The organism is Methylobacterium sp. 1030, assembly GCF_040544715.1.
GTDB lineage: Bacteria > Pseudomonadota > Alphaproteobacteria > Rhizobiales > Beijerinckiaceae > Methylobacterium.
On the sequence record NZ_JBEPKM010000002.1, the window covers coordinates 136,059 to 160,532 of the forward strand.

31 protein-coding genes are annotated in these 24,474 nt (G+C 66.4%); 2 read left to right on the plus strand and 29 right to left on the minus strand.

Features of this window, described 5'->3' with window-relative positions:
* Positions 1-12: 12 nt before the first annotated feature.
* From ABIC30_RS02905 to ABIC30_RS02990, 18 genes are all read right to left on the minus strand, one after another.
* Positions 13-711 carry a glycoside hydrolase family 19 protein gene (locus ABIC30_RS02905; RefSeq protein WP_354453913.1) on the minus strand — a complete coding sequence of 233 codons (699 nt, stop codon included), beginning with the start codon at positions 709-711 and terminating at the stop codon, positions 13-15.
* A gap of 22 nt (positions 712-733) precedes the next feature.
* The gene (locus ABIC30_RS02910; RefSeq protein ID WP_354453915.1) at positions 734-1,144 is read right to left on the minus strand and encodes a hypothetical protein; all 411 of its coding nucleotides are present in this window, start codon (positions 1,142-1,144) and stop codon (positions 734-736) included.
* Positions 1,141-3,507, minus strand: coding sequence for a beta strand repeat-containing protein (locus ABIC30_RS02915; RefSeq protein WP_354453917.1), 2,367 nt, complete (start codon positions 3,505-3,507; stop codon positions 1,141-1,143). The genes ABIC30_RS02910 and ABIC30_RS02915 overlap by 4 nt, the downstream gene beginning before the upstream one ends.
* Before the next feature lie 111 nt (positions 3,508-3,618).
* Entirely contained in the window at positions 3,619-3,813 is a 195-nt protein-coding gene (locus tag ABIC30_RS02920; protein WP_354453919.1) for a hypothetical protein, read from the minus strand.
* 2 nt (positions 3,814-3,815) lie between these two features.
* Positions 3,816-4,247 (minus strand): phage tail fiber protein, encoded by a 432-nt coding sequence (locus tag ABIC30_RS02925; RefSeq protein ID WP_354453921.1) that lies wholly within the window; start codon positions 4,245-4,247, stop codon positions 3,816-3,818.
* Positions 4,248-4,303: 56 nt separating this feature from the next.
* Positions 4,304-4,825: a hypothetical protein gene (locus ABIC30_RS02930; protein WP_354453923.1), complete on the minus strand. Its 522-nt coding sequence runs from the start codon at positions 4,823-4,825 to the stop codon at positions 4,304-4,306.
* Positions 4,826-4,830: 5 nt separating this feature from the next.
* Positions 4,831-6,507 carry a hypothetical protein gene (locus ABIC30_RS02935; protein WP_354453925.1) on the minus strand — a complete coding sequence of 559 codons (1,677 nt, stop codon included), beginning with the start codon at positions 6,505-6,507 and terminating at the stop codon, positions 4,831-4,833.
* Between the two features lie 22 nt (positions 6,508-6,529).
* Positions 6,530-7,156, minus strand: coding sequence for a hypothetical protein (locus ABIC30_RS02940; RefSeq protein WP_354453927.1), 627 nt, complete (start codon positions 7,154-7,156; stop codon positions 6,530-6,532).
* Positions 7,156-8,241, minus strand: a complete 1,086-nt coding sequence (locus ABIC30_RS02945; protein ID WP_354453929.1) for a hypothetical protein — start codon at positions 8,239-8,241, stop codon at positions 7,156-7,158. Before ABIC30_RS02945 ends, ABIC30_RS02940 begins: the two co-directional genes overlap by 1 nt.
* 78 nt (positions 8,242-8,319) lie before the next feature.
* Positions 8,320-9,219 carry a baseplate wedge 1 family protein gene (locus tag ABIC30_RS02950; protein ID WP_354453931.1) on the minus strand — a complete coding sequence of 300 codons (900 nt, stop codon included), beginning with the start codon at positions 9,217-9,219 and terminating at the stop codon, positions 8,320-8,322.
* Between the two features lies 1 nt (position 9,220).
* Positions 9,221-10,426, minus strand: coding sequence for a baseplate J/gp47 family protein (locus ABIC30_RS02955; protein ID WP_354453933.1), 1,206 nt, complete (start codon positions 10,424-10,426; stop codon positions 9,221-9,223).
* Between the two features lie 2 nt (positions 10,427-10,428).
* The gene (locus tag ABIC30_RS02960) at positions 10,429-10,824 is read right to left on the minus strand and encodes a contractile injection system sheath initiator (RefSeq protein ID WP_354453934.1); all 396 of its coding nucleotides are present in this window, start codon (positions 10,822-10,824) and stop codon (positions 10,429-10,431) included.
* Between the two features lie 4 nt (positions 10,825-10,828).
* The gene (locus ABIC30_RS02965; RefSeq protein ID WP_354453936.1) at positions 10,829-11,032 is read right to left on the minus strand and encodes a hypothetical protein; all 204 of its coding nucleotides are present in this window, start codon (positions 11,030-11,032) and stop codon (positions 10,829-10,831) included.
* A gap of 3 nt (positions 11,033-11,035) precedes the next feature.
* Positions 11,036-11,902, minus strand: a complete 867-nt coding sequence (locus ABIC30_RS02970) for a hypothetical protein (protein ID WP_354453938.1) — start codon at positions 11,900-11,902, stop codon at positions 11,036-11,038.
* Positions 11,902-12,540 carry a Gp138 family membrane-puncturing spike protein gene (locus ABIC30_RS02975; protein ID WP_354453940.1) on the minus strand — a complete coding sequence of 213 codons (639 nt, stop codon included), beginning with the start codon at positions 12,538-12,540 and terminating at the stop codon, positions 11,902-11,904. Before ABIC30_RS02975 ends, ABIC30_RS02970 begins: the two co-directional genes overlap by 1 nt.
* Before the next feature lie 8 nt (positions 12,541-12,548).
* Positions 12,549-13,586 carry a phage protein gene (locus ABIC30_RS02980; protein ID WP_354453942.1) on the minus strand — a complete coding sequence of 346 codons (1,038 nt, stop codon included), beginning with the start codon at positions 13,584-13,586 and terminating at the stop codon, positions 12,549-12,551.
* A 5-nt stretch (positions 13,587-13,591) separates the two neighbouring features.
* A complete protein-coding gene (locus ABIC30_RS02985; RefSeq protein ID WP_354453944.1) occupies positions 13,592-13,909 on the minus strand; it encodes a phage baseplate plug family protein in 318 nt (105 codons plus the stop codon).
* Positions 13,906-14,757: a phage baseplate protein gene (locus tag ABIC30_RS02990; RefSeq protein WP_354453945.1), complete on the minus strand. Its 852-nt coding sequence runs from the start codon at positions 14,755-14,757 to the stop codon at positions 13,906-13,908. Before ABIC30_RS02990 ends, ABIC30_RS02985 begins: the two co-directional genes overlap by 4 nt.
* A gap of 50 nt (positions 14,758-14,807) precedes the next feature.
* Between ABIC30_RS02990 and ABIC30_RS02995 the strand changes: the two genes are divergently transcribed.
* Both ABIC30_RS02995 and ABIC30_RS03000 read left to right on the plus strand, forming a co-directional pair.
* Positions 14,808-15,176, plus strand: a complete 369-nt coding sequence (locus ABIC30_RS02995; RefSeq protein WP_354453947.1) for a hypothetical protein — start codon at positions 14,808-14,810, stop codon at positions 15,174-15,176.
* Positions 15,177-15,325: 149 nt separating this feature from the next.
* Entirely contained in the window at positions 15,326-15,721 is a 396-nt protein-coding gene (locus ABIC30_RS03000; protein WP_354453949.1) for a hypothetical protein, read from the plus strand.
* Positions 15,722-15,735: 14 nt separating this feature from the next.
* Here ABIC30_RS03000 and ABIC30_RS03005 read toward each other — a convergent pair whose 3' ends face one another.
* The 11 genes from ABIC30_RS03005 to ABIC30_RS03055 all read right to left on the minus strand — a co-directional run bounded on the left by ABIC30_RS03005 (position 15,736) and on the right by ABIC30_RS03055 (position 24,283).
* Positions 15,736-18,138 (minus strand): hypothetical protein, encoded by a 2,403-nt coding sequence (locus ABIC30_RS03005; protein ID WP_354453951.1) that lies wholly within the window; start codon positions 18,136-18,138, stop codon positions 15,736-15,738.
* A gap of 4 nt (positions 18,139-18,142) precedes the next feature.
* Entirely contained in the window at positions 18,143-18,280 is a 138-nt protein-coding gene (locus tag ABIC30_RS03010; protein ID WP_354453953.1) for a DUF6889 family protein, read from the minus strand.
* Between the two features lie 29 nt (positions 18,281-18,309).
* Positions 18,310-18,723, minus strand: coding sequence for a phage tail assembly chaperone (locus tag ABIC30_RS03015; protein ID WP_354453955.1), 414 nt, complete (start codon positions 18,721-18,723; stop codon positions 18,310-18,312).
* Positions 18,724-18,731: 8 nt separating this feature from the next.
* Positions 18,732-19,193, minus strand: coding sequence for a tail tube family protein (locus ABIC30_RS03020; RefSeq protein ID WP_058606708.1), 462 nt, complete (start codon positions 19,191-19,193; stop codon positions 18,732-18,734).
* Between the two features lie 44 nt (positions 19,194-19,237).
* The gene (locus tag ABIC30_RS03025) at positions 19,238-20,743 is read right to left on the minus strand and encodes a DUF3383 domain-containing protein (protein WP_354453957.1); all 1,506 of its coding nucleotides are present in this window, start codon (positions 20,741-20,743) and stop codon (positions 19,238-19,240) included.
* Positions 20,744-20,811: 68 nt separating this feature from the next.
* Positions 20,812-21,438, minus strand: coding sequence for a phage neck terminator protein (locus ABIC30_RS03030; RefSeq protein ID WP_354453959.1), 627 nt, complete (start codon positions 21,436-21,438; stop codon positions 20,812-20,814).
* Complete coding sequence (locus ABIC30_RS03035) at positions 21,419-21,823, minus strand: hypothetical protein (protein WP_354453961.1); 405 nt, start codon at positions 21,821-21,823, stop codon at positions 21,419-21,421. The genes ABIC30_RS03030 and ABIC30_RS03035 overlap by 20 nt, the downstream gene beginning before the upstream one ends.
* A complete protein-coding gene (locus tag ABIC30_RS03040) occupies positions 21,823-22,302 on the minus strand; it encodes a hypothetical protein (RefSeq protein WP_354453963.1) in 480 nt (159 codons plus the stop codon). The genes ABIC30_RS03035 and ABIC30_RS03040 overlap by 1 nt, the downstream gene beginning before the upstream one ends.
* A complete protein-coding gene (locus ABIC30_RS03045; protein WP_354453965.1) occupies positions 22,302-22,688 on the minus strand; it encodes a DUF4054 domain-containing protein in 387 nt (128 codons plus the stop codon). Before ABIC30_RS03045 ends, ABIC30_RS03040 begins: the two co-directional genes overlap by 1 nt.
* Entirely contained in the window at positions 22,685-23,122 is a 438-nt protein-coding gene (locus tag ABIC30_RS03050; protein WP_354453967.1) for a hypothetical protein, read from the minus strand. Before ABIC30_RS03050 ends, ABIC30_RS03045 begins: the two co-directional genes overlap by 4 nt.
* 153 nt (positions 23,123-23,275) lie before the next feature.
* The gene (locus ABIC30_RS03055) at positions 23,276-24,283 is read right to left on the minus strand and encodes a DUF2184 domain-containing protein (protein ID WP_354453969.1); all 1,008 of its coding nucleotides are present in this window, start codon (positions 24,281-24,283) and stop codon (positions 23,276-23,278) included.
* Positions 24,284-24,474 lie beyond the last annotated feature (191 nt).

A 24,474-nucleotide genomic window follows, 5' to 3' on the forward strand; every position in this document is an offset into this window, starting at 1 on the left:
TGAGGGGGAGGGTCAGCCGAGCCAGGGCTTCATCAGGAGGCCGACGAGCCGAGCGCCGAAGCCGGGCTTCGCGGTGATGGCCGGCGGGGGCAGCGGCGTCGTGGTGACCGGTCCGACCGGCACGGGCGAGCCCGCGGGCAGCAACGCGGCCTCCAGGCAGGCCAGGAAGACCCGGTGGTATGCGGCGATCCGTGCGCCGTTTTTGACCGTGTCGCCGTTGACGATGTCTCGTGCACCGACCGGGTCGTCCTTCCGATCGTTAAAGTATCGCGCGAGCGTTCTACCCGCTCGAAAGAGACCGTCCCGGCACCCGATGATGAGGATCGCAGCACTCGTGGTTGGCACCAGTGCGAGATCCGGATCTTTTACCAAGTCCACGCCGAGAAGACGACTAAATTTCTGGTAGTTGGCCAACCACGTTAGCTGTGAAGCGCCGCGGCCGTAGTAGGTTTGTCCATTGGGCTGGGCGCCGCCGTACGCTTTCCCACGACCTCGACCGACTTCACTGATTCCGAGATCGAGCCGGCATTCGTGCCACGCCGTCGCCATGGTGTAGGCGACGAACCGGATGTCGGCCGGCCAGCCCTGTTGCTCCCAAGCGTCCAAGATGCCGCCGAGGCCATCGACCTCGGTTTGAGACAGGCTGGTGCCGAGGAGTCCGCTCGCGCGCACGCGCGCGAAGAACACCGGCCGCAGGATCGGTGCGGTCATGGGAAGCTCGATTGTGAGGGGATTAGGCGGCGGCCGTCAGCCGGATCGCGGCGAGGCTCGGCGTCAGGAGTACGGGACCTTCGTCGACCGTGTACGGGTTGCCCTGCGGATCGATGACCTGGGCCTGCTGCCAAAACAGGCCGGGGGCGATGGATGCCGTGTCCGTCGCGGCGATCGAGAAGCGCAACTGCGTGTCGCTGCCGATCACAAGCAGTGCTGGCGTCTTCGTCACCAGGACGGCCGGTGCGGTGACGGGGGCAGCGGGCAGTCCGAGAAGAGCCGGCTGCGGCGGTGTCCCGAGCAACCAAAGCGCGGTGTAACCGGGGAGGCTCACGCCCGGTAGCGTTACGCTCCAGGTCATCGCGTCGCCGCACGGCAGCTGCACGGCAGCCGGCTCTCCTCCGGTATCCGGGGTCGACCAGAAATTCGTCATACCGATCCCCGAACGTACCGACCGACACGGGCGACGTTGCCGCCAATGGTCCCGGTCGCGCTGATGTTGTCGTTGAGTGTTCCGATCCGCTCGGTGGCTACCGGCGGGATACCGCTCACCGCGATCGTCGGGGCATAGGAGCCGGTGCGTGCGATCGGGCGCGACACCGCGCCGACCAGCGCGATCTGCGCCGTCTCGATGGTGAAGGCGCCTTGGCCCGAGACCGTCGCGGTGCCGTTGGCCGTACCGACCGTGACACTGAGGATGATCGAGCCATCGCGGCAGGGGGCATCGCCCGTGCTGCTCCCGCTCGCGACACCCGTCGCCGCGGATACGCCCTGACCTTCAGCCTGGGCGTCGCCTGAACCGGCCGCGGAGCCGGTCGCGGTCGCTGTGGCAGACGCGGGAGCAAATCCCGCCCCTGCACCCGCCGCGATGCCGGTCGCGAAGGAAGCGGCGGCGCTGGCCGCCAGGGCGGACCCGACACCACCGGCTGCGCCGACGATGTTGCTGTTTGCGGCCGCGACAGCCTGCGCCGTCCCAACGCCGAAGGCCACGCCCGTAACAGCGACGCGGGCGCTACCGGGTGCGCTCGTCGAACTGGTGCCGGACGCAATGCCGGTCGCGCGGGCGATCGTCAGGCCGGGGGCCGAAGCCTGTCCCGAACCCGATGCGGCGCCCGTCGCAGTGATCGTCGAGTTGCCGACGGCGCTGGCCGAGCTGCTTCCAGACGCCGCGCCGATCGTGCTGCCAGAGCCGCTGGCCGTCGCATAGGTGGCCGAGGAGCCGCTGGCCGTACCGATCGAGGACGCGACGGACTGGCCCGAGCCCGAGGCGGGCGACGAACCTGCGGCCGTACCGGACGCCGAAGCTACGGAGGCGCCCGTGGCGGTGGCGGTGCCGGCGCCGGATGCCGCACCGGTCGAAGGCGCGAGGGCGGCACCGATGCCTGAGGCACCCGCGATCCCCGTGGCAACGCCGGTCGAGGATGTCCGAGATGAGGCCGATCCGGACGCAGCACCCGTTCCGGACGCAACGCCGATCGCACGCGCGATCGAGCCGGCACTTGCCGCCGCTGTACCAGCCCCGCCGGCCGTGCCGATAGCGACGACCTGCGCGACACCGGATGCGGTGGCGGCACCGGCACCCGAGGCGGCGCCGATCGCAGTGACGGTGGTAGCGCCAACACCGACAGCATCGCCGGTACCGGAGGCTGCGCCGTCGGCCGAAACGATGCTTGGCGCGGCCGTGTCGCCCTGCGCTACGCCAGAGGCGTCGCCAGATCCGCTGGCGGTGCCCGTCGCGACAATGGCGCGGAGGCTCGCGCCTGTGACCGGACTAGTGCCGGATGCCACACCGGCGGAGACCTTGAGCGCGCCGCTCGCGCCTGTCGCGGCGCTGGAGCTGGACGCAACGCCGCTCGCAGTCCTGAGGGCCGCACCGACGCCGGTGACGGTCGAGGTCCCCGCGGCGAAGCTGCCAGGGGTATAGGTGAGGACGACGAGGCCCTGAGAGCCGTTACCGGCCTTGCCGCTGAAGTAGGCGCCGCCGCCACCGCCCGCGCCGTAGCCACCGCCCGCGCCCGCTTGGCTGGCTCCAGATCCGAAGTATGACGCACCGCCGCCGCCGCCGCCCGGGCCGTGGGTGCTGTCCCAGACCGGATCGAGGCCGCCGGCCGCGGACAGGCGAGGACTACCAGAACCGTAGTAGGCACCACCACCACCGCCGCCGTTCGACCCTGCGCCCGCGGCAACCGTGTTCGTGGCCCCGGCGCCGCCGCCCGATCCGCTACGCCCGTTGCCGCCCTTGCCGCCGGCCGTTGAGGTCGCTGCGCCGCCGGCCGCGCCGCCATTGGCACCACCGCCGCCACCGCCGCCGTCGACGCTCGACGAATGAAACGGAGCGCCGCCGGCCGCACCGACACCATTCGGACCCGCTGCGCCACCACCGCCGCCGCCGGAGTTGCTCCCGGAATCTGTCGCCGCACCGTTGCCGCCCGCGTAGACGGTGGTGCCGACGCTGGAGGTCGACGCGGGCGCGGCGGTCGCGGTCTTCTGGCTGGTTTTGCCTGCGGTGCCGCCCTTGGCGAGCACCGTGGTCGTCGAGAGAAACCAAGAGTCGCCGCCGGTCCCGCCCGTGCCGGTTCCGCCTGTGCCGCCGACGCCGACACTGAAGTTGTAGCCCGCCCCTGGGCTGACCGCGACGTTGGCGATCGAGGCATAGGCGCCACCCGCGCCACCGGATCCGCCGCCACCACCACCGGCGCCGCCGCCTCCGAGCACCTCGACCGAATCGAGAGAGACGCAGTCGGCCGGGGCGGTCCAGGTCCCGGCCCCCGTCGTCGTGAGGAAGATGACGGTCACGGGAACCTGCTGCGAAGAGGATCCGACCAGCGACCTCATCACCGCTGACATGGTCGACGGCATTGAGGACAGGCCGCCGCTCACGGGGCTACGGCCATGCTGGCGGGCGGATTAGCCGTTTAGGACGGCGTCCCGGGCCGCGAGGATGCGTTCGCGCTGCACGTCCGGATCGATGATGCCCTCGTCGAGACACTGCCGGATTGCCTGAACCATAGCGGCCTCAACACGCTGGCCGCGCTCGTCGTCCGCGGCCGCGGTTACCGCGATGCCGGTCGAGACGATCACCGTGTTCTGCGCGTCGGCCATGCCTACGCCTCCGAGATCGTCGTGGCCGTCGAGAGCTGGGGCGTCACGTTCTGCGCCATGGCGATGCTCGGGTTGAGCGTGCCTTGGTGGATCACCAGACCCGCGCCTGTCTGAGCCGTGCCAATGGAGAAGTATGTCTCCGTCTCGGAGGTGGTGCCGGTCGACGCCGGGAAGCTGATCGTTGCGGCGGGGTTCACCGTACCGGTCCCGGAGGTCCAGCCGCTGGTCGAGCGCGCAATGGCGACGCGCGCATAACCGGGGTACGCGGCCTCGGACGTAGTCTGCGCGCCGCCGGTGCCCGGGTTGGCAGTGTGCAAACTGACGTAAAGGTTCGTCAGTGGCGAAGTCGCGGTGTTATCCGCGATGCCAGAGATCCCGACGGCCTGATAGATCAGCTTCAGGATATTGGTCGAGATCGTCGTGCTCTTAGGCATGACTTGAAACTCCAGTCGTAGGAGGGGGTCGTCGGATTGTTTGAGTGGTTTCGGCGTCAGGTGGCCGAGAGCGGCCAAACACCTGTGAGGTCACCCTGACGGACTCGGTCGGCGCGCCAGAGGCTCTCGTCGACATCGGCTGGGGTGAACTTGAAGGCCGGCGCGAGCTTCAGCAGGTCGTCGCGCAACACGGTGCTCGCGTACTCGAATTGCTCGCGCGCCAGGATGCCGGCACGTTGCGTCGGGACATCACTGGCGGTCTCCAGGACCTTGATCGCCGCATCGACATCCGCGTAGCGCGCGACCTGAGCGCCAGAAGAGTCCGTGGGGATCCAGAGCTTCAGAGCCGTGCGCCACCACGGGAGCGAGAGGCAGTCCGGCGCGATGACCGGCGCAGGCTTGCTCGGGTCATGGGCGGCCATGACCTTCTTCAGGGTCGCGAGATCAGCCGACGCCATCGACGGGTCGGGCAGAACGTAGCCGGTCGAGCCGAGACCGAATGCGAACGGCTTGCCGAGAAGACCGGCAGCGGCCAGCTCGCTCGGGAACGACGGTCCGAGGTCTAGGTCGGTGTCCATGGCTGTCATCCCAACACCGAGCCGGCGACCGCACCGTTGAAGGTGGTGGTCGTGCCGGAAGCCTGTGATTGTCCGCGGATCGTCACGAAGTTCAGGCCCTCGGGGGCCGCCCATGCGTACGCGCTGGCGATCGTACAGTTGCCGTAGGCCGCCTGACCGCCGAAGCCATAGGGCGCAGCATCATCGTTGTTCAGGCTGACGCGACAGAACATGCCGTAGCCGACCGAAGATGATCCGCCACCGCCCTGACCGGAGATGCCGGCCTCGACGCTCTGCGCGGCGTGAGTCAGGAAGCTCGCGCGAGCACCAGTGGACAGCTCGACGACCGAACTCGATGACGTGCTGTATCCGCCAGCTACGCCCAGGAGCGCTTTGCGGACCGGATTGAACCAGGAGCAGACCCAGCGCTTGCCCGGCGCGTCTGCGAAGACGCCGGGGGAACCGGCATCCGTGTAGACCATGCCGACGTATGTGTAGAGGCGATTGGCGGCATCGCTACTGCCGGCACCGAAGACCCGGATGCCGTACAAAGGGTCGGTCGTGTATCCGCTGGTGTTGAAGATCAGACTGATCGCCGATCCAGTCCAGTACGCGTACATGTAGTACAACGTACCGGCGCTTAGGCCAGAGTTCGAAACGGTTACGCCAGAGGACGGGATCGCCTGGAATGCACCGTTGATCCAGATCTGATTCCCATTCCAGGGGATCAGTGTAAGGGTCGTGCTGTTCGTATAGATGAGGCGGCATTGGCCTTCAGGAGGGGCTGTGACGGCGGCCGACCCCAGATTGGCTTGGAGCTGGGCCTTCTGAGCCGCCGTGAACGACTGGGCGCGATCAGCGAGAAGCGCTTGGCCGTGTGCCGTGGAGTAAGAGAGAACATCCCAGGCGTCCTGCCCCAAGATGATCTGGCACCGGTCCCCCGGCTGCATGACGAAGCTGGCCCGGTTGGCGTCAGCGAAACCGAATGTGTAGGGGTCGCCCGCCGTCGCCTGCACGGTCAACACGCCGCGCGCGTAGATCCAGAACGTATCCCCGTCCGTAAAGTTTGCAGCGAGGGGAACCGTCAATGTTCCAACGTTCGCCTCGCAGTAAATCAGGCCACCGATATCGGCTTGCGAGAGAGTGACCGGCTGACCGATGTAGTATCGGCGGCCAATGCAGCCGACGCCAACGTTCCGTTTTGCCTGGATTTTCTGCGTAAGAGTCAGATTTTGAGCCACATCGGTGCGCACAATCGGACCGACGAAGCTCGTGCCGGTGATCGTCGTTCCTGTGACTGCGGCCGGCGTCGTGCTGCCGATCTGCGCCCCGTCGATCGTGCCGCCGGTGATCGCCGCGCCGGACGCGTTCTGGAGAGCAAGGGAACCGAGCCCCAGGCTCGCGCGCGCCGTGCTCGGGCTGGCCACGTCTGAGAGGTTGTTGGCCGCCTGGAGGGCGCCGACGATGCGCGGGTCGTTGCCGGCCGCGACGAGGCCGGCAGCGGTCCCGACACCCTTGATGGTGTAGCCGCTGATCGTGACGGTGGCGTAGCTGGGATTCGTGTTGCTGAGTAGACGCGACAGTAGCGTTACGCGACCGTCGAGGTCCGCATCGTTGTTGTTCAGTTTGATGAAGGCATCGCGGAAGTCGTCGCCGGTGCGATCATTCGGCGATGCGCCGACATTGACGGGCGTCTGGGTCATCGCGCGGCTCCAGTCTTCTGGATCACGCGTTCACGCCAGCGATCACGATCGGATCGGGCGCCTTCACCGTCACCGTCAATCCCGAGCTGTTCAGGCCGGAGACGAAGCTCCCCAGCTCGGCCTCAAAGGTCGAGATCGCCGAGGACAGGTCAGAGGCCGACTTCGCGGTATCGGTGGCGGCCTTCAACGTCCCGAGGATCGTGGCAAGCTGCATCGAAGCCAGCGACACCGCGATGACCACCTGAGCGAAGGTGTCCGGGTTCGTGATGCCGACCGTCGCGCCCTGGGCCGCGAAGATCGTCTTGGCCGGGTCGGTGGTCGGCGCCTTGCCGCCGCTGGCCCAGACGATGGTGGCCGCGTTCGTGTACGATGTTTGATGCGTTGCGTCCGGGATCACCTGCACGGTGACGAAATCGCAAGCCGCCGAAGCCGCGGCGATGATCGCCGGGGTCTTGGTCTTGACCAGCGTGACCGCATAATCGGCCATGTCGATCGCGTAGTGGCTAATCCACCCGGCCCTTGGGGTCGCCTCAGTCGCGACGGTATCGATCCGCGCGGCGCCGCCGTTCTGCGCGGCAGACAGCGCCTGCAAGACGGCTCCGTCGTACATCGCGTCGATGGCTTGGGGTGTTTCGAGTTCGGTGGCCATTAGACTGGCACCTCCATGATGTTGAAGGTCGAAGTCGCGCCGACGCCCGTGTGCGATCCGCTACCGCCGAAGTCGACGCCGTCCGGATTGGCGATCGAAGTCCAGGATGTCGTGTCCTGGCGCGCCCACTGAAGAGTAAGATTGACGGTACCCGCCGACACGCCGGTCAGATAAAAGACAGATGTATCTTTGATCGCGACCGCGCCGACGCCGGACAAGTTGATGTCCATGGCAAGGTACTTCTGATCGACGTGCCCGTTGCCGTCCGTAAGCTGCTGAAATGTTGCGCCAGCGCCGCCCTGGACCGCGACGTAGCCACCGATCTCTGCGATGACCATGAGATTGGTCGCGTTCGAAGCGCCGATCTTGGAATACGCTGGCACCGTCATCGCGGTGACGAAGTTGTTCACGCCCTGACCGGACAAAGCCGAACGCGTGTTGTTCGTGACGCGCCGGAAGTTTGTGGGGACGCGATAGTTCGTGAGACCGGGGCCGATGTCGCCGGTGCCACCGCTGGGCGCGGGCGTATCGCTGGCGACCGCGCCGACCATGCGGAACGCACCGAGGGACGCATCGTACAGGACGTGCGCGAAGCGGCCGGCCACGAGGTCGCCGGCCTGCAACGACGTACCGTCCCGGCGCAGGAGCGAACGAGACGGGAATCCGTTCAGCGTCAGCGTGCAAGCGCTGGTATTGGTATTGGCGACCTTGAAGTAGATCGCGATGAACGAGTTGAGGGTGACCGGCACCGGGTTCAGCGCGAGGACGACGCTGTTCGGTGTGCTGCTCGTGTCCGGCGCGAAATAGGCGCCCGCTTGGGCAGCCGCGATGGCGATCCGGAGGTTGGTCTCCATCGTCCCGGGCGACAGGCTGTCCGAGAAGTCCTGCGCGCTGTAGTCGGCGACGAACTGCCCCAAGCCCGAGGCGACAGCCGTGCTCTGACGCAGCGCCTTGTTCACGCCCGCGGAGGGGGCGACGCCAGCCTGAAAGCCCTGCGCAAGCGCAGCGTAGACAGCCCAAGCGGCGTCGTTCGGAACGTTCGCGCCGGCTCCCGTCGCGAAGGGATAGATCAGATTGTTGGCCATCGGCGTCCTACAGGCGCGCGAGCGCGCGCCGCCGGGCGGCCCGGAGCGCGTCGATCGGTTCGGAGGGGGTGGGGTCGGTTAGGTGAGGGCGGCGACGGTCAGGGGATCAGCGCCCCAGGCCCCGGAATCGAAGCCGGCCACGCGGCTGTCGGCCATGTCAAAGCCGAAGAGGGCTGTGCCATCGACGGTGGTGACGCTGTAATCCACGTCCACACCCATCGCTTTGACGGGGATCAGGTCGTTGCCCAGGACGTACAGGTCAATCTTTGAGGGGATTTTGCCGGCGATGCAGACCGAATAGGCCATCGGGGCGACGTCCGGGACCTTGAGTTCGTCGAACGGACCGGCCCACTGACCCTGATCGAAACCGATCGCGGGGATGTCGAAGCTGAAAAGTGCGCTCGGGGGCGCGTACGGAATCGCGATGGCCCGATCGTCGATGAAGACGAGGCTCGTGGGATCGACGAAGTAGGCATCCAGGACCGACAAAGCGCCGGCTGCCGTGCCGTCCCAACTGTTCGCCATCACCTTCGCGTAGAGCAGACGGCGGTAGGCGTCGTCCGGGAGCTGCGAGATGCCGGCGGTGCCGTCGTACGGGCCCGACCAATACCCTTGGTCGAAACCGAGGCCGATTGTGTCGAAGCTGAAGAGCGTGTTCGGGACCGGCGTCGGGACGTTGCGCGTCCGGCCGATCCATTGGCCCACGATGTCGAGCTGGACGCCGATCGCCTCGTCGAGGTCGAAAGCCTGGGGCAGGCTGGCGACCACCGCCTGCGCGTCGCAGAACGGCGCGACGCTGGCCCGCACCGTGGCCACGAAGCGGGCCTTGGTCGACTGCCAGGGCGTGATCAGCCCGGAATAGTCGTCGACCGAGCGCGTGACCGGCAGCGGCAACGCGTGGATGTTGAGGTCCGCGGTGTAGGTGGTGGTGTCCGCCGTGTAGAATGTGCTGTCCGCGGTGAGATTGTAGACCGTCACGTCACGCGGCCTGCGGCAGTACGGTCACCGCGATATTCGCCGGATCGCAGGTCGCCGCCTCGTTGAACGCGATGGGCAGGTCGACGGCGGTCGGCGTGGCACCGCCCCGGCCCTGCGCGAACGACACGATCTTGAACGTCTTTGAGCCCACCCCGTCGTAGAGCTTGGCGGCGGCGAACGCCTGATCGCGCTCCACGTCCTCGCCGATGTCGAGCCCGTTCACGAAGGCTGCGAGCGACGCCTTCCAGGTGTTCTCGATCGTCTGGGTGTAGCCGCCCAAATTTTGGACCGTGACGGTGTACGAGGCCGGCACGCCGGAGAGGTACAGGAAGGCGATCTGCTGCTGTGGCCCGGTCGCCGGGGTCACGGTCTGGATCGTCGAGCCGTAGGTGCTCACCCCGGGGCCCTTCTTCAGCCCGATGACGCCGGCCACGGTCGCGGCGTCGCCACCATCCACCACGACGGAGATGGCATGCGCGGGAATCCCGTTCCCGTCCCGGTAGGGCTTGGGGTTGTCGTAGACCTTGAGCCGGTTGACGCCGGAGATCGCCGCGAGCGCGCCCGCGAGGCCATCATCGAGCCGCAGGGACGGCAGGGCCGTCGACAGGGACTGCCGCTGGCGCAGCGCACTGTCGCTCTCGACCGGCTGCCCGACCGAGGCTGCTGCGATGTTGTTGGCCGATTGCCATCCGCGGGTGACCGTCTTGATCGAGCCGTAGCCGTTGGCGGTGTCGATCGCCCCCACCGGGAGGCTGATCGCGCCGATCGTCTGGCACGTGGCGGTGACGATGATCTCGCCCGCGTCCGGGATCAGCACGACCGCAGGCAGGGCCCAATCGTTATTGGCCGCGTCGGTGACGAGGCCGCCGTCGATCTCGATCCCGGCCTGTCCGACGATACGGAACGGCGCCGTCGAGTAGGTCGGCCGCTTCCGGCGGATGCCGTTGATCTTGACGACGCGATCCAGGCCGACGCCCTGCGCGGTCGCGGGGCTGAAGCTGTTGTAGGTCGCGACGGTCTCGCCGTTGGCGTCGTGGTACGCGTTGGCACGCAAGGCCACGAGCTGCCCATCCTGCGAGTCCGCACCAAGGTAGAGATCAGCCCCGTAGATCGCGCGGATCTGGGTCTGCTCGTAGCTCAGGCAGTCGGCGAAGGTCGGCCGGATGATGCCGGCTGCCGTGATCCGGCAGACAGGGGTGGTGCCCATGGTCAGCGTCCGTTCTCGACCTTGACGGTAATGTTGGCGGCGTTTGCGGCTGGGCCGGCGAGGTAATCGCGCGAGTAGACCGTCTGAACGGTGGCCGAGACCGCGAGAGCCCGCGTCTGGCGGTCGAGGACGCTGTTGTAAGCCTCGATCTCGACGACGCCGGGCGTGTCGAGGATGCGCGCCTGAAGGGCGGGATCACGAAGACCCTCGGTGCGCCGGCCGAGCACCTCCTGCTCGTAGGGCGTGCCTTCCAGGGCGTCCAAGTACCACTGGCCCTGCCAGAGGTTCAGGCGGCTCGTGACGATCTGACCGACCGCGTCGGGGCTGTCGCGGAGGATCGTGGCCTGATCCCCGCCGAACAAGGCGTCGCCGGTCGCATCGACGGCACGAACGCGCACGGGATCAGTCGTCCCGCTCAGGCATCGCCTGCTCGAACAGCACACACCCGAAGTCCATCGGCACCATCAGAAACGGCCGATCGTCATCGCTGACGATGTACGGGGCCGGGATCTTGGGCGCGTATTCATTCTTCGAGATGATCTGGCAGTCACCGCGATCCAGCTCGGGATGCGGTGCGAAGTGCTCGCAATCGAAGCAGCGGGCCATGGGTCAATCCTCCAGAGAGGTCATCCCGGCGACATCGATCGCGTCGTGGACGACGTGGCTGATCTGCGCGGCAGCGGATGCAGCGATGGTCGCCGCTGCACCGGGTTGGACGAGGGAGTTCAGGACGCCCTGGAAGCCGGTGGCGACGCCGTCCTGGCGATTGCCGCTGGCGTCGAAAACGGGCGGGACGACCAGCGCTCCGGCGACCGAGGACACGCTGGCGACGAGAGGGTGAACCTGCTGGCCGTAGGCCAGGGCCGCGGCCGAGCCGGCCACGAGGCCGCCGATCGTAGCGATCTGGCCCTGGACCCAGTTCGTCGCAGCGACGGGATCCATGCCGCCCGAGACGACCTGCGAGACCACGGTCGGAAGCGTCGCCCCGATGGAATTCAAGAGCCCCCCGGCGGTCAGCGGGCCCGTGACGACATCCATGCCGGCGCCGGGGGGAAGCGCCGAGCCGGCCATATCGACCGTGCTGGCGTGGCCGAGCATCGAGAAGAACCCGGACGCACCGTTGGTCAGGCCGGCGAGGTTGTCCCCCGACGCCTGCAGCACGCCGAGCGCGTTCCCGAGCCCGGAACTGCCAGTCAGGGCTGAGATCAGCCCGGACGCATTCGTGACATTTTGAAGTTGGCTCGTGAGGCCACCGAGCTGGCCCTGGATGCCCTGGGTCAGGGCGGCCATCGGGTTCTGCATGATCGACGACAGGTTGCCGTCGCTCAGGACCTTCGACATCAGCTGCTGGACGCCCGCGCCGCCGTCGAGCCGCTTGGTGATCGACAGCTTCTCCGCGAAGACCGAACCGACCTTCATCAGCGGCACGCCGCCGATCAACTGCAGCGCCTGGGGCAGTACGATCCCGCCAGCCATCAGCAGTTCAAGAGGATCTTGCCGGCGACGTTTTGGATCGTCATCGCATCGACCACGTGCCGCGCGCCGCCCTTCTCAGACTGGACGGCCATCCCGTTAACCTGATGTGCGGCATCCTCCCGGACGCTGGTCACCGCCGTGTGCGACACGTCGTGGACGGTCTGCTTGTCGTCGGTCCGGGTCTGCGACGAGTTCTTTGAGACGCCCTTGAGCTTGCGCGGATCCGAGCGCACGCCCGGGATGAGGAAGGCATCGGCCGGGGCGTGCTGGCGCGTGTCACCGGGGGACTGGATGCCGCCCTGCTGATGCCAGCCGTCGATTCCCAGAGCCGCCTGGACAGTCAGGCCCTCATCGCCCTTCTTCAGCGCGTGCGTCGTGGTGATGCCGCCGCCGCCCATGAAGTGAACCGGGATATCCGGCAGAACCGGCAGCGTGACCAATTCGGTCGAGCCGTCGATCTTGCGGATCACGGCCTTCGCGGTCGGTTGGAGCTTCGCGGTGTGCCCGTCCTCGCTGTCCTCGGTTAGGGTGACCGGGCCGCCTTTGGGCAGACGTGCGACCACCGCATCGGCAACGGTTTCGAGTAGCTCCGTGACGTCGTCGAACCGCTCGCGGATGTCGAAGGCATGGTCGGCCATCGCTGTCCTTATTGTGGGGTGGTTGGCGCCGTGGCGCTCGGCGTCGTGGTGGGCGCTGTGCCGCCTGTGCCCGCGCCGGTGCCGGCAGCGGCTTGGTCCGGCATCGCGATGAGGCGCGTTTTCAGCGCGGGGGTCGGCAGCGAGCCATTCTTGATGCCGACGAATTTCGTGTAGTATTCGTTGCCGCGCGTATCGCCTTCGTGCTCGACGACGTAAATCTTGTAGACTCCGTCCGTCGCGATCTCAGGCAACAGGTTGTTCTGCGCTTCGCTCTGATAGCCGACCTGCTGTTGGGCCTGCTGGATGCTCTTCTGATCGATCTGGACCAGACCGCCGACCTTGATCGCCGGGTTGCACAGGCACACGCCCTCGATGCCCTGGATCGTCTGAACCGGCAGGCCGACCAAGCCGGACTTGCCGTTCAACACGATGGTGCCGCCCGGCAGGGCCTTGTCGTTGCCAAGGATCTGAACCTTGCCGTTCTGAATCGACCACGAGGTGCCGGTCGCGCCACAGATCTGCCGGAGCAGATCCTTGGCGTTGCCGAAAGCCGCGAACCCGCGCGGAAACTTGATTTTCGACAGTGCGTCCGTGTCGATGTAGCCCTGACCGACGCCTAGTTGCTTCAGCGCGTCGATCGCCACCTGGGCTCGGTCCATATGCGTGTGGCCGGCGTTCAGCGTCTTGTTGACCACGGCGAAGTTTCGGGCGTCGCCGCTGTCCGTGGCCAGGATGCTGAGGATCTTATCGGTGACGTCCTCGCGCAGGTTGCGCGCTTGCTTGATCTGCCCCTGAAAGATCGTCTGTAGATTCGATCCGTAGCCAACCGAGATCGTGATTTGCTTACCCGTGAAGAACGCTGGCTGTGTCGTGGAGTCCCTCAGGTTGGTGATGATCGCGTCGGCGTTGTTCGGGGTCGAGACGTCTTTTTGCCGGACGCCGAACCGAATGCGCAGGCCCTGGCCGCCATTCTTCTCGCCGTCGTAATCGAACGTCGGCCCGTCCGCGATCTGAACGCGGACGTTGCGAAGATACTGCTGGGCCATCAGTGTCAGGCCGCCACGAAGTAGAGGTGTGCCGTAACGCCGAGGCCGTCGAAGGTCGGAACCTCGCCGGCCCCACGATCGGTGGTGACGATCAGGGCGCCGCCGAAACCGAGGTATTTGTACTGGGCGAGCAGATCGACACCGCTGACCAAGGGGATGCCGGCGACGAGCGGCGTCTGATCCGCGTCGCCAATATCGAGGATCCAGCAGCCGGCCTGCGCGATGTCGTAGGTCAGACGCATGTAGTAAAGCGCACCCGCCAGGGTGACCGTGAAGCGACACGCCTGAGACGGCGTGAGCGGGATCTCGGTGATCGTGTTCACGGGCCACCACCAAACATATTGTACTGATCAGGACCCGCGCCCTGAAGGCCACCGATCGTCGGTGCGTCCGGGATCGACATGGTCACGGGCGCAGGTGGACTGATCCCGGATAGGTTCGCGGGGATGCCCTCGGGAAGCTCGGGGACGCCGCCCGTGATGGGGGTGGTCGGCTGGATGACGCCGCCGGTAAAGCCTGGATCAATCGGGGTGGTCCCGGCACCGGCGCCAAGGCCGGACGGGTTCAGCCCCGCGTCGGGGGTTCCGACAGAGCCCGGGGAGAACGAACCGGCGAACGCCTGCGAGCCGACGCCCTGCGCCTCGACGTTACCGTTGTTCTGCACGGCTCCTGTGGAGGCGGGGTTGGCTTGGTCGGACGGCGAGGACCCGGCGGCAGCTGTATTTGTTCCCGTTCCACCTTGCCCGGCGGTCGTCGTCTGCACTGAGACGAGAATGACCTCCTGCAAAGCCACGGAGACCAGGAGGATGTTCTCGGAGTGCGGATCCGTGACGACCTGAAGGCCGCGGACGAGCATATTCTGATACCGGCGCTTGCCGGTGTAGACGTTGAACGGCTTCCGGGCGAGCTGGAGCGCCAGCAGAGCTTGGTATTGCTGCTGAACGTAGCCGACGCGCCCGGCGGACGAGTTTGAGAAGCCGCACTTGATCTCAAGCTCGGCGGGACGTTTGTAGGCGTGATCCGTGATCACCCCACCACCCTCGACCGGGTGCTGGGTGATGATCACCTCATCACGATGTCCCTCCTCGACGGTGACATCGGCGTAGATCTGGCCGATCGCGCGGGCGCTGGGCTGGATCAGCGCGTAGGGGAGTTCGCCGAGAAGGGCCATGCGAGGAATCCCGGCGATGGGTTAGGCTGCAGCGCTCAGGGAGAGGCCGCATGGACATCAAGCTCGCGACGACGCCGGGACGCGTTCAGATCGCTTTGCCGACAGATAAGGGAGACGCGACGCTGGATTTCTCGTCAGCCGGGGCGGCTCGGCTCGGGTTCGTGCTGCTGCATCACGCGGCGGAGGCGGAGGCTAAAGCCGACCCGGCCACCACGCTCGGACCCGACGAGCGGCGCGCGACACCGCATCCCGTGCAGATCTCAGAGACAGCCGTCGCGCCGGACGGGTCCATCGTCTTGAAGTGCGAGACGCCGGAGGGGCTGACGTTCCATCTCGCGATAGCGGCAGAATCCGCACGGTCACTCGCCGAGGTGCTGGCGACGGCGCCGCTTCCTCCAGGACCAAGGTCCCGCCAATGATGGCTGTGCAGCGGACGGAGATCGTCGTCATCGTCGGCTCCGCAGAGCTACGTAGTTTGCCCACACGCATGACGAATCAAGTCGGCTCGACGTGCGTTAGGGCGTAGAGCGAGAATCCTCGTCTCACGAAGAGTTCACGAGGTTCTAAGATGCGTCGTCTGTTGCTTGCTCTCGCCCTGACTGTCCCGTCGCCTGTTTTCGCGCAGGGTGGATCGACCGCGTCCGCGACCGGAATTGAGATCCCGAACCACGATATCATCGGTTACTGCAGCAAGGTGATCGTTCGTCACGATATGGGCGATGCCATCGCACACAATGGTGCCGACCCGCGCGCTCGCGCCGCCTGCATCAAGGGGGAACAGGCCAATCTCGGACTGATCACCCTGCTGTGGCCCAATGCGACGGCATGGGCGCGGCGCGAGAGCGTGCGGTATGCCCAACAGTACGCGGAGACCAGTTCGTACTACACGTCGCTGTCGAGCTACCTCGAATCCTTCATGCGCGACGCCGAGATCGCGCAGGATGTCGAGGCGGCGTCGCACTGAGCCGGCCGGCGGCCTTAAGCGACCGCCGACTGGGCGTTGGCCAGGGCGAGGCCGTGGACCCGGGTCAAGGAGCTTTCGATGGTCCGGGCCGCGTCCTTGGGGTCCTTGGCCCCGTGGATCGTAGTGGTGTTGTTGATCGTCTGGTGAACGGCACGATTGTCGTTCGAGGACGAGTTCGTCACCGAATTGGCGCCCAGTGGTGCAGCGGGCCTCGTGGCCTCCGCGGGGTTGACCCCGTTCGCATTGACGCCGGGGTTGGCACCCATTTTCGGCTTGGGGACGCCGATCTGTGAGGTTCTTGCGCCGTCCTCAGCCTTGGCGGGCGGCGTCGCGGTGATCGAGGCCGAGCCATCCGGTCCGACCGTCAGGTAGGCTGCGCCGTTCTTCTCGATGAACTGGAGAACGTGCGCCCGGAACTTCTCGTACCGCTCCTTCGCAATCGCGATGCAACCGGCCGAGAGCTTGTTGGCGTTTGAGGCGGCGTGAAACTCGATCCCGTCGCGCATGCGGTTCAGGGTCTTGTCCCAGATCTGGTTGTTGTTGATGCCGAGCGCGTTGTTGGCCCGACCCCAAGGCCCGATCGTGCCTGGGGTGATCGGGTACGTTCCGATCGGGATCGAATTCTTGCCGGTCCCGTTCCCGGAGCCGTAGTCGTAGCTCTCGCCGTCCAGCGAGATCGAGCCGGAGAGGTACGGGGCACTTTCGCCACCTCGCTGAACGCCGGCCGCGATCGAAGCGCGACCAGGAATCCAGCCTTCCTTCGCCTGCTGGGCGTCCAGGAGCTTACTGCGCTGCTCCGGGGTCAGCGCGGCGAGGGGCGTATCGACACCGACGCCAGCCGCTTTGGCGAGCTGCGCGGCGTAGCCGGTCGGATCGTTCCCGTCGCTCGCGGGGGCCCAGCGCTTGATCGCCTCGGCGATCGTCTTGTCCTTGTACCCGGCCGTGTTGAAGAGCAGCTCTTCCTGGGCCTTGCGACCGGCCTCGTACGAGGGAAAGCGCGCGAAGCCACCGGAATCTGCTCCGGTCGCGCCCATGCGCTGGGCGAGGGGGCCGTACTTAATATTCCCGGGGTTGTTGTTGCGCCATGCGCGCGAACCGTCGCCGGCCTTCGGCGCGTCTTGACCGCCCATCGACTTGGGCAAGATCTTCTGGAGAAGGGTGCGGTTGTCCGGCGGAACTGCGTTGCCGGTGTTTGCCCCGCCCGGACCGTCCGGCGAGGCTGATCCGCCTGAGATCGCGTTCAACGCGGCAACCGTCCGATCACTATCGCCCAGGACGGTTTTGGTGGTGCTGATTAGGCCCCAGAACTTCAGGACCTTTTCGAGGGCGAGCACGATGCGCTCGACGGTCGCCGCGAACGTCTTGGCCCGACCGACGAACGCGTCCCACTTCTTGATGAACTTGTCGCCGTCCTCATCCGCGATCGAACCGATGAACTTGGCGATGCCTTCCGCGACTGCGACGATCGCGTTCGAGATGTCGTTGAGGATCCGGTCGAGTTCACCGGGATGCGTATCAACCCAAGCCTGAAACCGATCGATGATCCGCTGGATCGCCGGGGCCAGCGACGCCATCATCTTCTCGGTGAGGACACCGATCGTCGCCTGAAGCCGCGTCAGCGCCCGCTGAAACGCCGTTGAGCCGGCCGCGGCCTGATCCGAGTTGAGGCCAAACCGTTTGGCCATCTCGTCGTATTCGGCCCGGTAGCGCTTGATCGCGTCCGCCTGCCGAACATACTGGTTGAAGCTCTCCTCCGAGATCCCCAGCATCTCGGCGTGTTGCACACCGATGACGTAGGGCTCTTTGCGGAGCGCTTCGAGCGTGGCCAGATACTTGTCGACACCCTGAAGCTTGTCGCTGACCCCAAGGTCTTGCACGAACTTGCGCAAGCCGGGGTTGTTGCGGAGCGCCGTGGTGAAACTGTCGACGGAGGCCGTGGCCTGCTGGGCCGAGCCGCCAGTCTGGCTGAACGCGTAGCCGAGCGCCTTCAGGCTCTGGACGGACGTGCCGCTACGCTGGGCCTGGAAGTAGAGGTTGTCGAAGGAACCGGCCACCTTGGCCACGGCGTAGCTGATCGCGGTGGCCGCGGCGGCAGCCGACAACGCCATCTTCTCAAGGCCGGAGATGAACTCCTTGGTCCGCTCCTTGCGCTTCTCGGCGGCCGTCTTTTCCTGCTTCTCGGTATCCTTGGCGCGTTCGAGCGCCGCGCGAGCCTCTTTTAGGTTGGTCTCGCGCGTGAGCTTGGCGATCTCTTCGCCGCTCTTCGCACCAGCCCACTTCGCGTCCTCGATCCGCTTCTCGGCCTCTTTGACGGCCTTCTCATAGTCGGCGACCGACTTCTTGGCAGCGGTCTGCGAGGCGGCGTCGACCTTGAAGCCGAGCGCCACCATGAAGGAGGCGAGAACGTCATCGGCCATGCGATCAGCTCGTCGGGTTCAGCCGGGCGCGATTCTCGGCCTCGACACGCATCGCGTCGTTACACTCGGCGATGTGCTCAATATGAATCGAGCCGTTCAGCAGGTCGGTGAAGCGGTAGTAGCCGAGCGGGATGGGACCCATGTAGAAGTCCGCCCCGTCCGGTAGCTCGACTAGCTCGACAGAGGGAGAGCCCCGCCGCTGAAAAGGGACGGGGCGTCTCGAAAAAGCGGCATGTAGTTGTCGTAGAGGACCTGGGTCGCAATCGCGAGTTGCAGGCCGGCGTCGGTGTCGATGTCCTGGAACATCAGCCGCAAACCGGCGCTCGACATGATCGGCGCCCAGCCGCCGCTCTCCTTGCGCTGCACGACGGCGAGGGCCGCGTCCAGGATGTAGTCGAGCTTATCGTCGTCGAGCGCGCCCAAGCCCTCGATGACCTGACCGGCCACCGCGGGCGTGAGCCCGGACGCCAAGCTGGCGAAAAGTGGCTGGATGATCGGAGCCGCGCGGCGCAGGACGTGGACCTGGGTCCGGCCGGGCATCTTACCCGAGCGGTAACCGACGCCCTTGATTTCGAATTCCGCCACGGTTCACCTCACAGCGCCAGCGAGCCGTCGCCGAGTTTGTTGTCGATGAAGATGAAGTTCATCGGCCACTCCATCGTGCCGCCGTCCTTGGCGTTCACGTTGTCGGGCAGCTTTACGAAGGCGCCGGCCGAGCACTGATGGTCGTCACCCCAGACGGGATTCGACAGCACCAACGTGTTCTGCCCGGTGTAGGCGCTGGAGGTCTGCTGATAGTTGTAGAGGTCCTGCAGCATCCGGTTGATCGGGCTGTTCTTCAGGAGCCGGATCGTGACGCGGCCGGCCTTGGCGGCGTGCAGGGAGTGCATGCCGTAACCATCGGCGCCGGTGACCATCGAGGTCTTGTCGTCGGTCATAGAGAGGGTGATGCCCTCGTCGGCGAGACCGCCCTCGGAGATCGTGAACGAACCGCCAGGGCCCGTCAGGGAGCAAACAACGTCCGCGAAGCTGTAGGTAATGGGCGCAGCCGCCATAGGGTTACCTCAAGATGTGATGGGATGGGGCGGCGCCCGGACCGTTAGCGGTCGAGCAGAACCGAAATCGAGATGATGTGGATGGCGCCGGCCAGCTTGCAGCAGACTTGGAACGGCACGGACTTACGGGCCGCGCGATCGGCCTGGGACTGCGTCGAGACCGGCGGCGCGAAGATGTAAAAGCCGGAGGTCAGGACGTCGTAGGTCTTCAGCATGCCGACGTTCGGGCCGAGCCAGACGCCGGGAGCCAGGAATCCGTTGCCGACCGCCACCGTGCAGGCCGCGGCGATCACAGACTTGATCAGGCTCATGCCAGCGTCGGTCTGCGGGACCTTGGTCGCCGTGGTGTAGAGCAGGTTGTAGCAGTCGGTCTGAATGCGGTTCTGAAGCCAGTCCGCACCGATCCGCTCGTCGATGTAGTCCCCGTTGGCCATCTGGCCGGGGAAGATGATATTCGTACCGTTCTGGACCGCGACGAAGACGTTGGTGTTCTTCGCGTTTATCTGCCCGAACTGGCTCTCGGTGAGAACCTCTGCCGCGACACCGGGTTCCTGCTTGTAGGCGGCGGTGATCGTGGTATTCGAACCCTCGAAATCGACGGTCGCGAACCGGCCGAACAGGGACTCGGCCGCGTAGGGGTCGTTCCGGGAGAACTGGGTGTAGGTGCGGCTGTAGTTGCCGACCATGAGCTGGGACGCGAGGTCCGCGGACGTGGTGCTGTCGAGAACGTTGGCGTTCTGGAGCGTCGCGCCGTAGATCCGGCTCTGACTGGTGCTCAGGCCCTCGACGAGAGCGGCCACCGCGAGGTGGTCGGCGTCGGCCGGCGGGGTCACCGCGGCGACCTGCAGCGAGTACCAAGCGCCCGACATATCAGCGAGCGTGGCCACCGCCGAGACGAGGCTCTCGGCCGGGGCACCCGGGACCGGCGCGGAGGCGTCCAGGCCGGTCAGGTGCAGGAGTGGGCCGAGATCGATTCCGGACGGAGCCGCCGTCGCGTAGCCGACCGACGACGTCGCGCCGGTGGTCGGCGAGGACACGTCGAACCGGTTGTAAACGCCGTCGTACGTGACGACTGCGCCGGGCACGACGGCTGCGAGCGCCGCCTGGATCAGCGTCGCGACGCCGTTCAGGTTCAGCGCGCCGGACAGATTGATTCCGGTGATGTTCCGGGCCGTCCCATCGATCGCGATGCTGAGCGACCCGGCCGTGACACCGGTCAAGTTCGACAGGAGGCGCTGCGCCGGGGACAGCGACGCGCCGCGGATGTGCCCCTTCGTGGCGGTCTGAGCCCAGCGGCCGACGTAGACCTGCGCCGGCTGAGGAGACTGGCTGAAGTAATCTTTCGCCGCGAGGTACTCGGGCGCCGTCGTGCCGAAGTCCTGCGTGATCCCGGATAGCGTCGTGTAAAGACGCAGACGCTCGGCGGTATCGATCACGCCCGGGGTCGAGCCGAGGATCAGACCGGTCCCGAAGGAACGATACTGCGCCGCCTTTGGCTCAATGGTAACGGAGACGCTGACGAAATCAGCGACGTTCAGGCCAACAGCCATGGCAAAGCCGCCGAAGTCTCGGCGTCCCTAGTGTGAGATCTTCGGAGGGGTGGGGGCTTGGCCGCGGCTCAGGCCGGCGGCAGGGGGGACGCGATCGGTGCGAGGATCTGCGTCGGGCCGGCGACGTTGCCGGCGGTCGCCTGGATGGCGCCGATGGTCTGGAGGACGTTCTGGATCGGGTAGGTGCGCTCGATCGTCTGGGTCAGACGAAACGACAGGTCAGAGCGGCGACGGCTCTGCGCGGCCACTATCTCCGGCACGCGCCGGATGGTATCGAAGCCGATAAGGTTGAGGCCGAGCGCCCGCATGGCCTCGCGGTTCTGCGCGACGTAGAATCCGTCCCTGAGGAGCTTCGCGTAGGCGTCGCTCCGGGGACCGTAAAAGCTCGCCAGGATGTCGAGCCGGTAGACGGTGCGCAGCACGGTGTAACCGGCCCCATCGGGGTGATGGATCTGCGCCGGGGTGTCGTCCGGCATGGTACCGGTGACACCGACCGCGACCCAGGTCGTGTCGATCTCGGGGACCCGGGGCTGCGTGGGCTGCCAGCGCGGGCGGACGAGATCCCCGGGCAATCCAGTGACCCCGGCGACGAGGCCGCCGATGGCCGTGTCGAGATCGAGATCGTCGAGGGGCGGCGCGGAGGTCGGGGCGAGAGGGCCGCCGGTCGCGCTCGTGTTAGCCGAGGAAACCGGCATCGGATCGTGCCCCCGTCTGGGCTGGGTTCACGACCGCGAGCTTGCAAAAGGCCTGGGTGAACCCCTCGCCGAACGGCCACAGCTGCGCGTTGCTGATCGTGTAGGGGAGGCCGGCGAAGACGATCGCGTCGGCCGCGACCTCTCGGGTGCCGGTGTCGATCGGGAAGCGGGTGATCACGGCGAGGTCGCCCTCGACGAAGTCACCGTCCCCGACCTGGACGAGGCCCTTGCCGTTGCCCGGGAAGATGACGCCGCGGATGCGCGTGCCCTTCTCCAGGGCGCGGGCGAGGCCGATGCTGCTCACCGCAACGATCGACTGGATCAACACGGCCTCGGACCAGAAGTCCGGGTCATCGAGGACATCGGCGACGTTCTGAAGGGCCATTACTTCACCACGTAGGTGACGCTCTGCCGGAGCTGACCGGTATCGATCAGGGGCTTCGTGCCGGTCCGGCCCCGGTGCAGCCGGGCCTTGATCGTGCGCGGGGCGAGCGGCGCGTGCTGGCCATCGGTGATCTGAGCGCGGACGGCGTTCTGACCGATGAGGCCGATCGCATCGAAGCCGGTCTGGATCGCCGCGTAGTCGCCCTTCAGGGCCGCGGCACCCATCGCCTTCAGGCGGGGCAGGATCTGCGGCATGGCCGCCTCGATCCCGGGATGCAGGAACGGCCGCGCAGGCCGATTCTGGGCCGGGTCGCCGGTCTCCATCCAGTAACCCAGGGCAGCGTTGCTGGGCGGGGCGTCGCCGTCGTCTTCCTGGCGAGACGAGCCCTCCGGGATCCCGACGTAGACCTTGGTTCGGGTCAGCGCGTTGGTCCGGCTGAGCAACTCAGCGGTGCGGTCGACCGTCTTGGTGACGGCCATCAGAGCTGGATGCCCCCGGCCCCGATCAGGGTCAGGAGCTGATAGTAGCGCCGGCCATACGAGGTCGCGCCGTAGAGGCCGGCGCCGTCTTCGAGGCCGATCGAGGTGTCGATCGTCTTCGAGATCGGGCCGACCGACTTGGCCGAGACGATGCCCGTGGGCACGCCGATCGCGGCGCCACCGCCGGACCCAGCAACAGTTGCCGAATTGGGGGACAGGGCGAGGTTGTGCGCGGTGACGAACTGGACGCCGTCGTCGTACAGCTCACCCCAGCGAGCGGGGCTCAGCAGACGGCTGGCCAGTCCGAGGTTGTAGGTGACAGCGGTGTCCGGATACGCGGCGAACTCGGGAAACGCCGCCCGGAAGCTCGCCAGGGTGACGGTCACTGCTCGCCGGCCGCCAGGATCTCGGCCTTGCGCTGGTTCGCCTCGACTTTCGGCATCGGCTCGGTGATCTGCTCTTCGCCCCGATAGACCGCGAACAGGCCGCGTCCCTTGTGGCGGATCGAGATCTCGGCGTGATCGTCGTCGGCATCGTCACCGTCCGAGGACGACGCATCGCTCGCGGCGGCCGTGATCTCGTGCGCCTCGGCGAGCTGAGCCCGGGTCTCGGCGTGCGCGGCGCGCTCGTCCTCCAGAGCCTTCTCGGCCGCCTCCGCGCGCCGAACCGCAGCGTCCAGCTCGACCGCTAGCGGATTCCCGCTCACCGGCGTCGCCGAGGTCGCCGCGGCGTTCTCGTCACCGAGATGCAGCTGCGCGTAGGGATGCGCGGCGATCAGATCATGCACGTCATCGTGCCGACCGACGCCGAAGCGCACCATCGGGCCGGCCGCGCCGATCGCCTTCTGCTCCTCAGGGTTGAGCAGCAGGTTAAAAGGCTTGACCACGTGGAGTGTGGGCATGCGGGCCGCCTAAGATGTTCGAGGGGGATTGCCGTTACGGCCGGGCGGCAGAAGGCCAGCCCGGCGTCTTGCTCAGATGCCGTCGCGGTACGCGAAGGTCTCCGGGTAGATGAACTCCATCTGGCCGAGACGACCGTAGTAGGTCGTGGCCTGATAGATCGACTTGTATTCCAGCGGGGTACGCTGAAGATCGGTCAGCGGGTAGCGGACATAGTCCGGGGACTTGTGGTAGGCGACCATACGGTTGACCGTTGTCGGGTCACCGGCGGTGCCGCCCGTGCCGCGACCGTTGAGCCACTTGCAGGGGAGGATCTGAAGCTCTTCGCCCTGGGCCACCGCGATGTTGTTCTCGCGGATGAACTGCATCAGCGAGATGCCACCGGCGTTGCCGTTCACCGAGATAATGGTGGAGGTGAGGTAGGCCATCGTGCCCGGGGGAACGAGCAGGCGGTTCGGGAATACGGCCCAGGCGGACGCCTGCCATGCCGAGTTCAGGATCTCGTTGATGTCCGCCAGGACCTGGACGGGGAGCTTGTCCGCGAATTTGGTCGAGGAGTTGTTGCTGGTCGGGCTCTGCGAGCCGGCAGTCGCCACGTTGGCGATATTTGACACGTAAGAGCTGTTGGCGAGACCCGTGAAACCCTTCAGGGTGTCGCCGGTGTAGACAACCTGATCGACGTTCTGGTTGTACGCCTTCTGCATGACGTCGTAGTAGGTGACGTCGATACCCTCCCCGAGCGCCTGAGACTTGGCGAGATCGATGACGGTCCACTTCAACTCTTTGCCCCACAGGTGCAGGGGCTGCGGGGTCTTGCCGACATCGACCGCGACGCCGCTGATGGCGTCGGTGCCCTGGCTGATCCAGGAGATTCCGTTCGGGGACATGCCGCCGGTCTCGGCGTAGCCGGCCAAGAGGAACGACGCGGTGTCGTTCGCGATCGTGATATCCTCGCGGAGGTCAACGTCGCGCGACCACGTGAAGGTCATCAGTGGCTTGTTGAGCTTCGGATCCAGCTTTTCGAGCTGACCGATGAGGAAATTGCCAGTCGAGTCGATGGTGTACTGGTCGTACGTCTGCATTAGAGGAGGCTCCATCAGGGGGACGGGCGCGCAATCACTGCGGGCCAAGGCCACTGCCCAGGTGGCTTTACAGGGCGAAGGGCTGCGCGACGGGGCGCGTCTCCCTAAATCGGTTAGTCGACGAGCTAGATTTACTTCGATCGAGAGATTTTTTGATAAATCGTTCGTTTTAGCGGACGCGCTATTGCAAT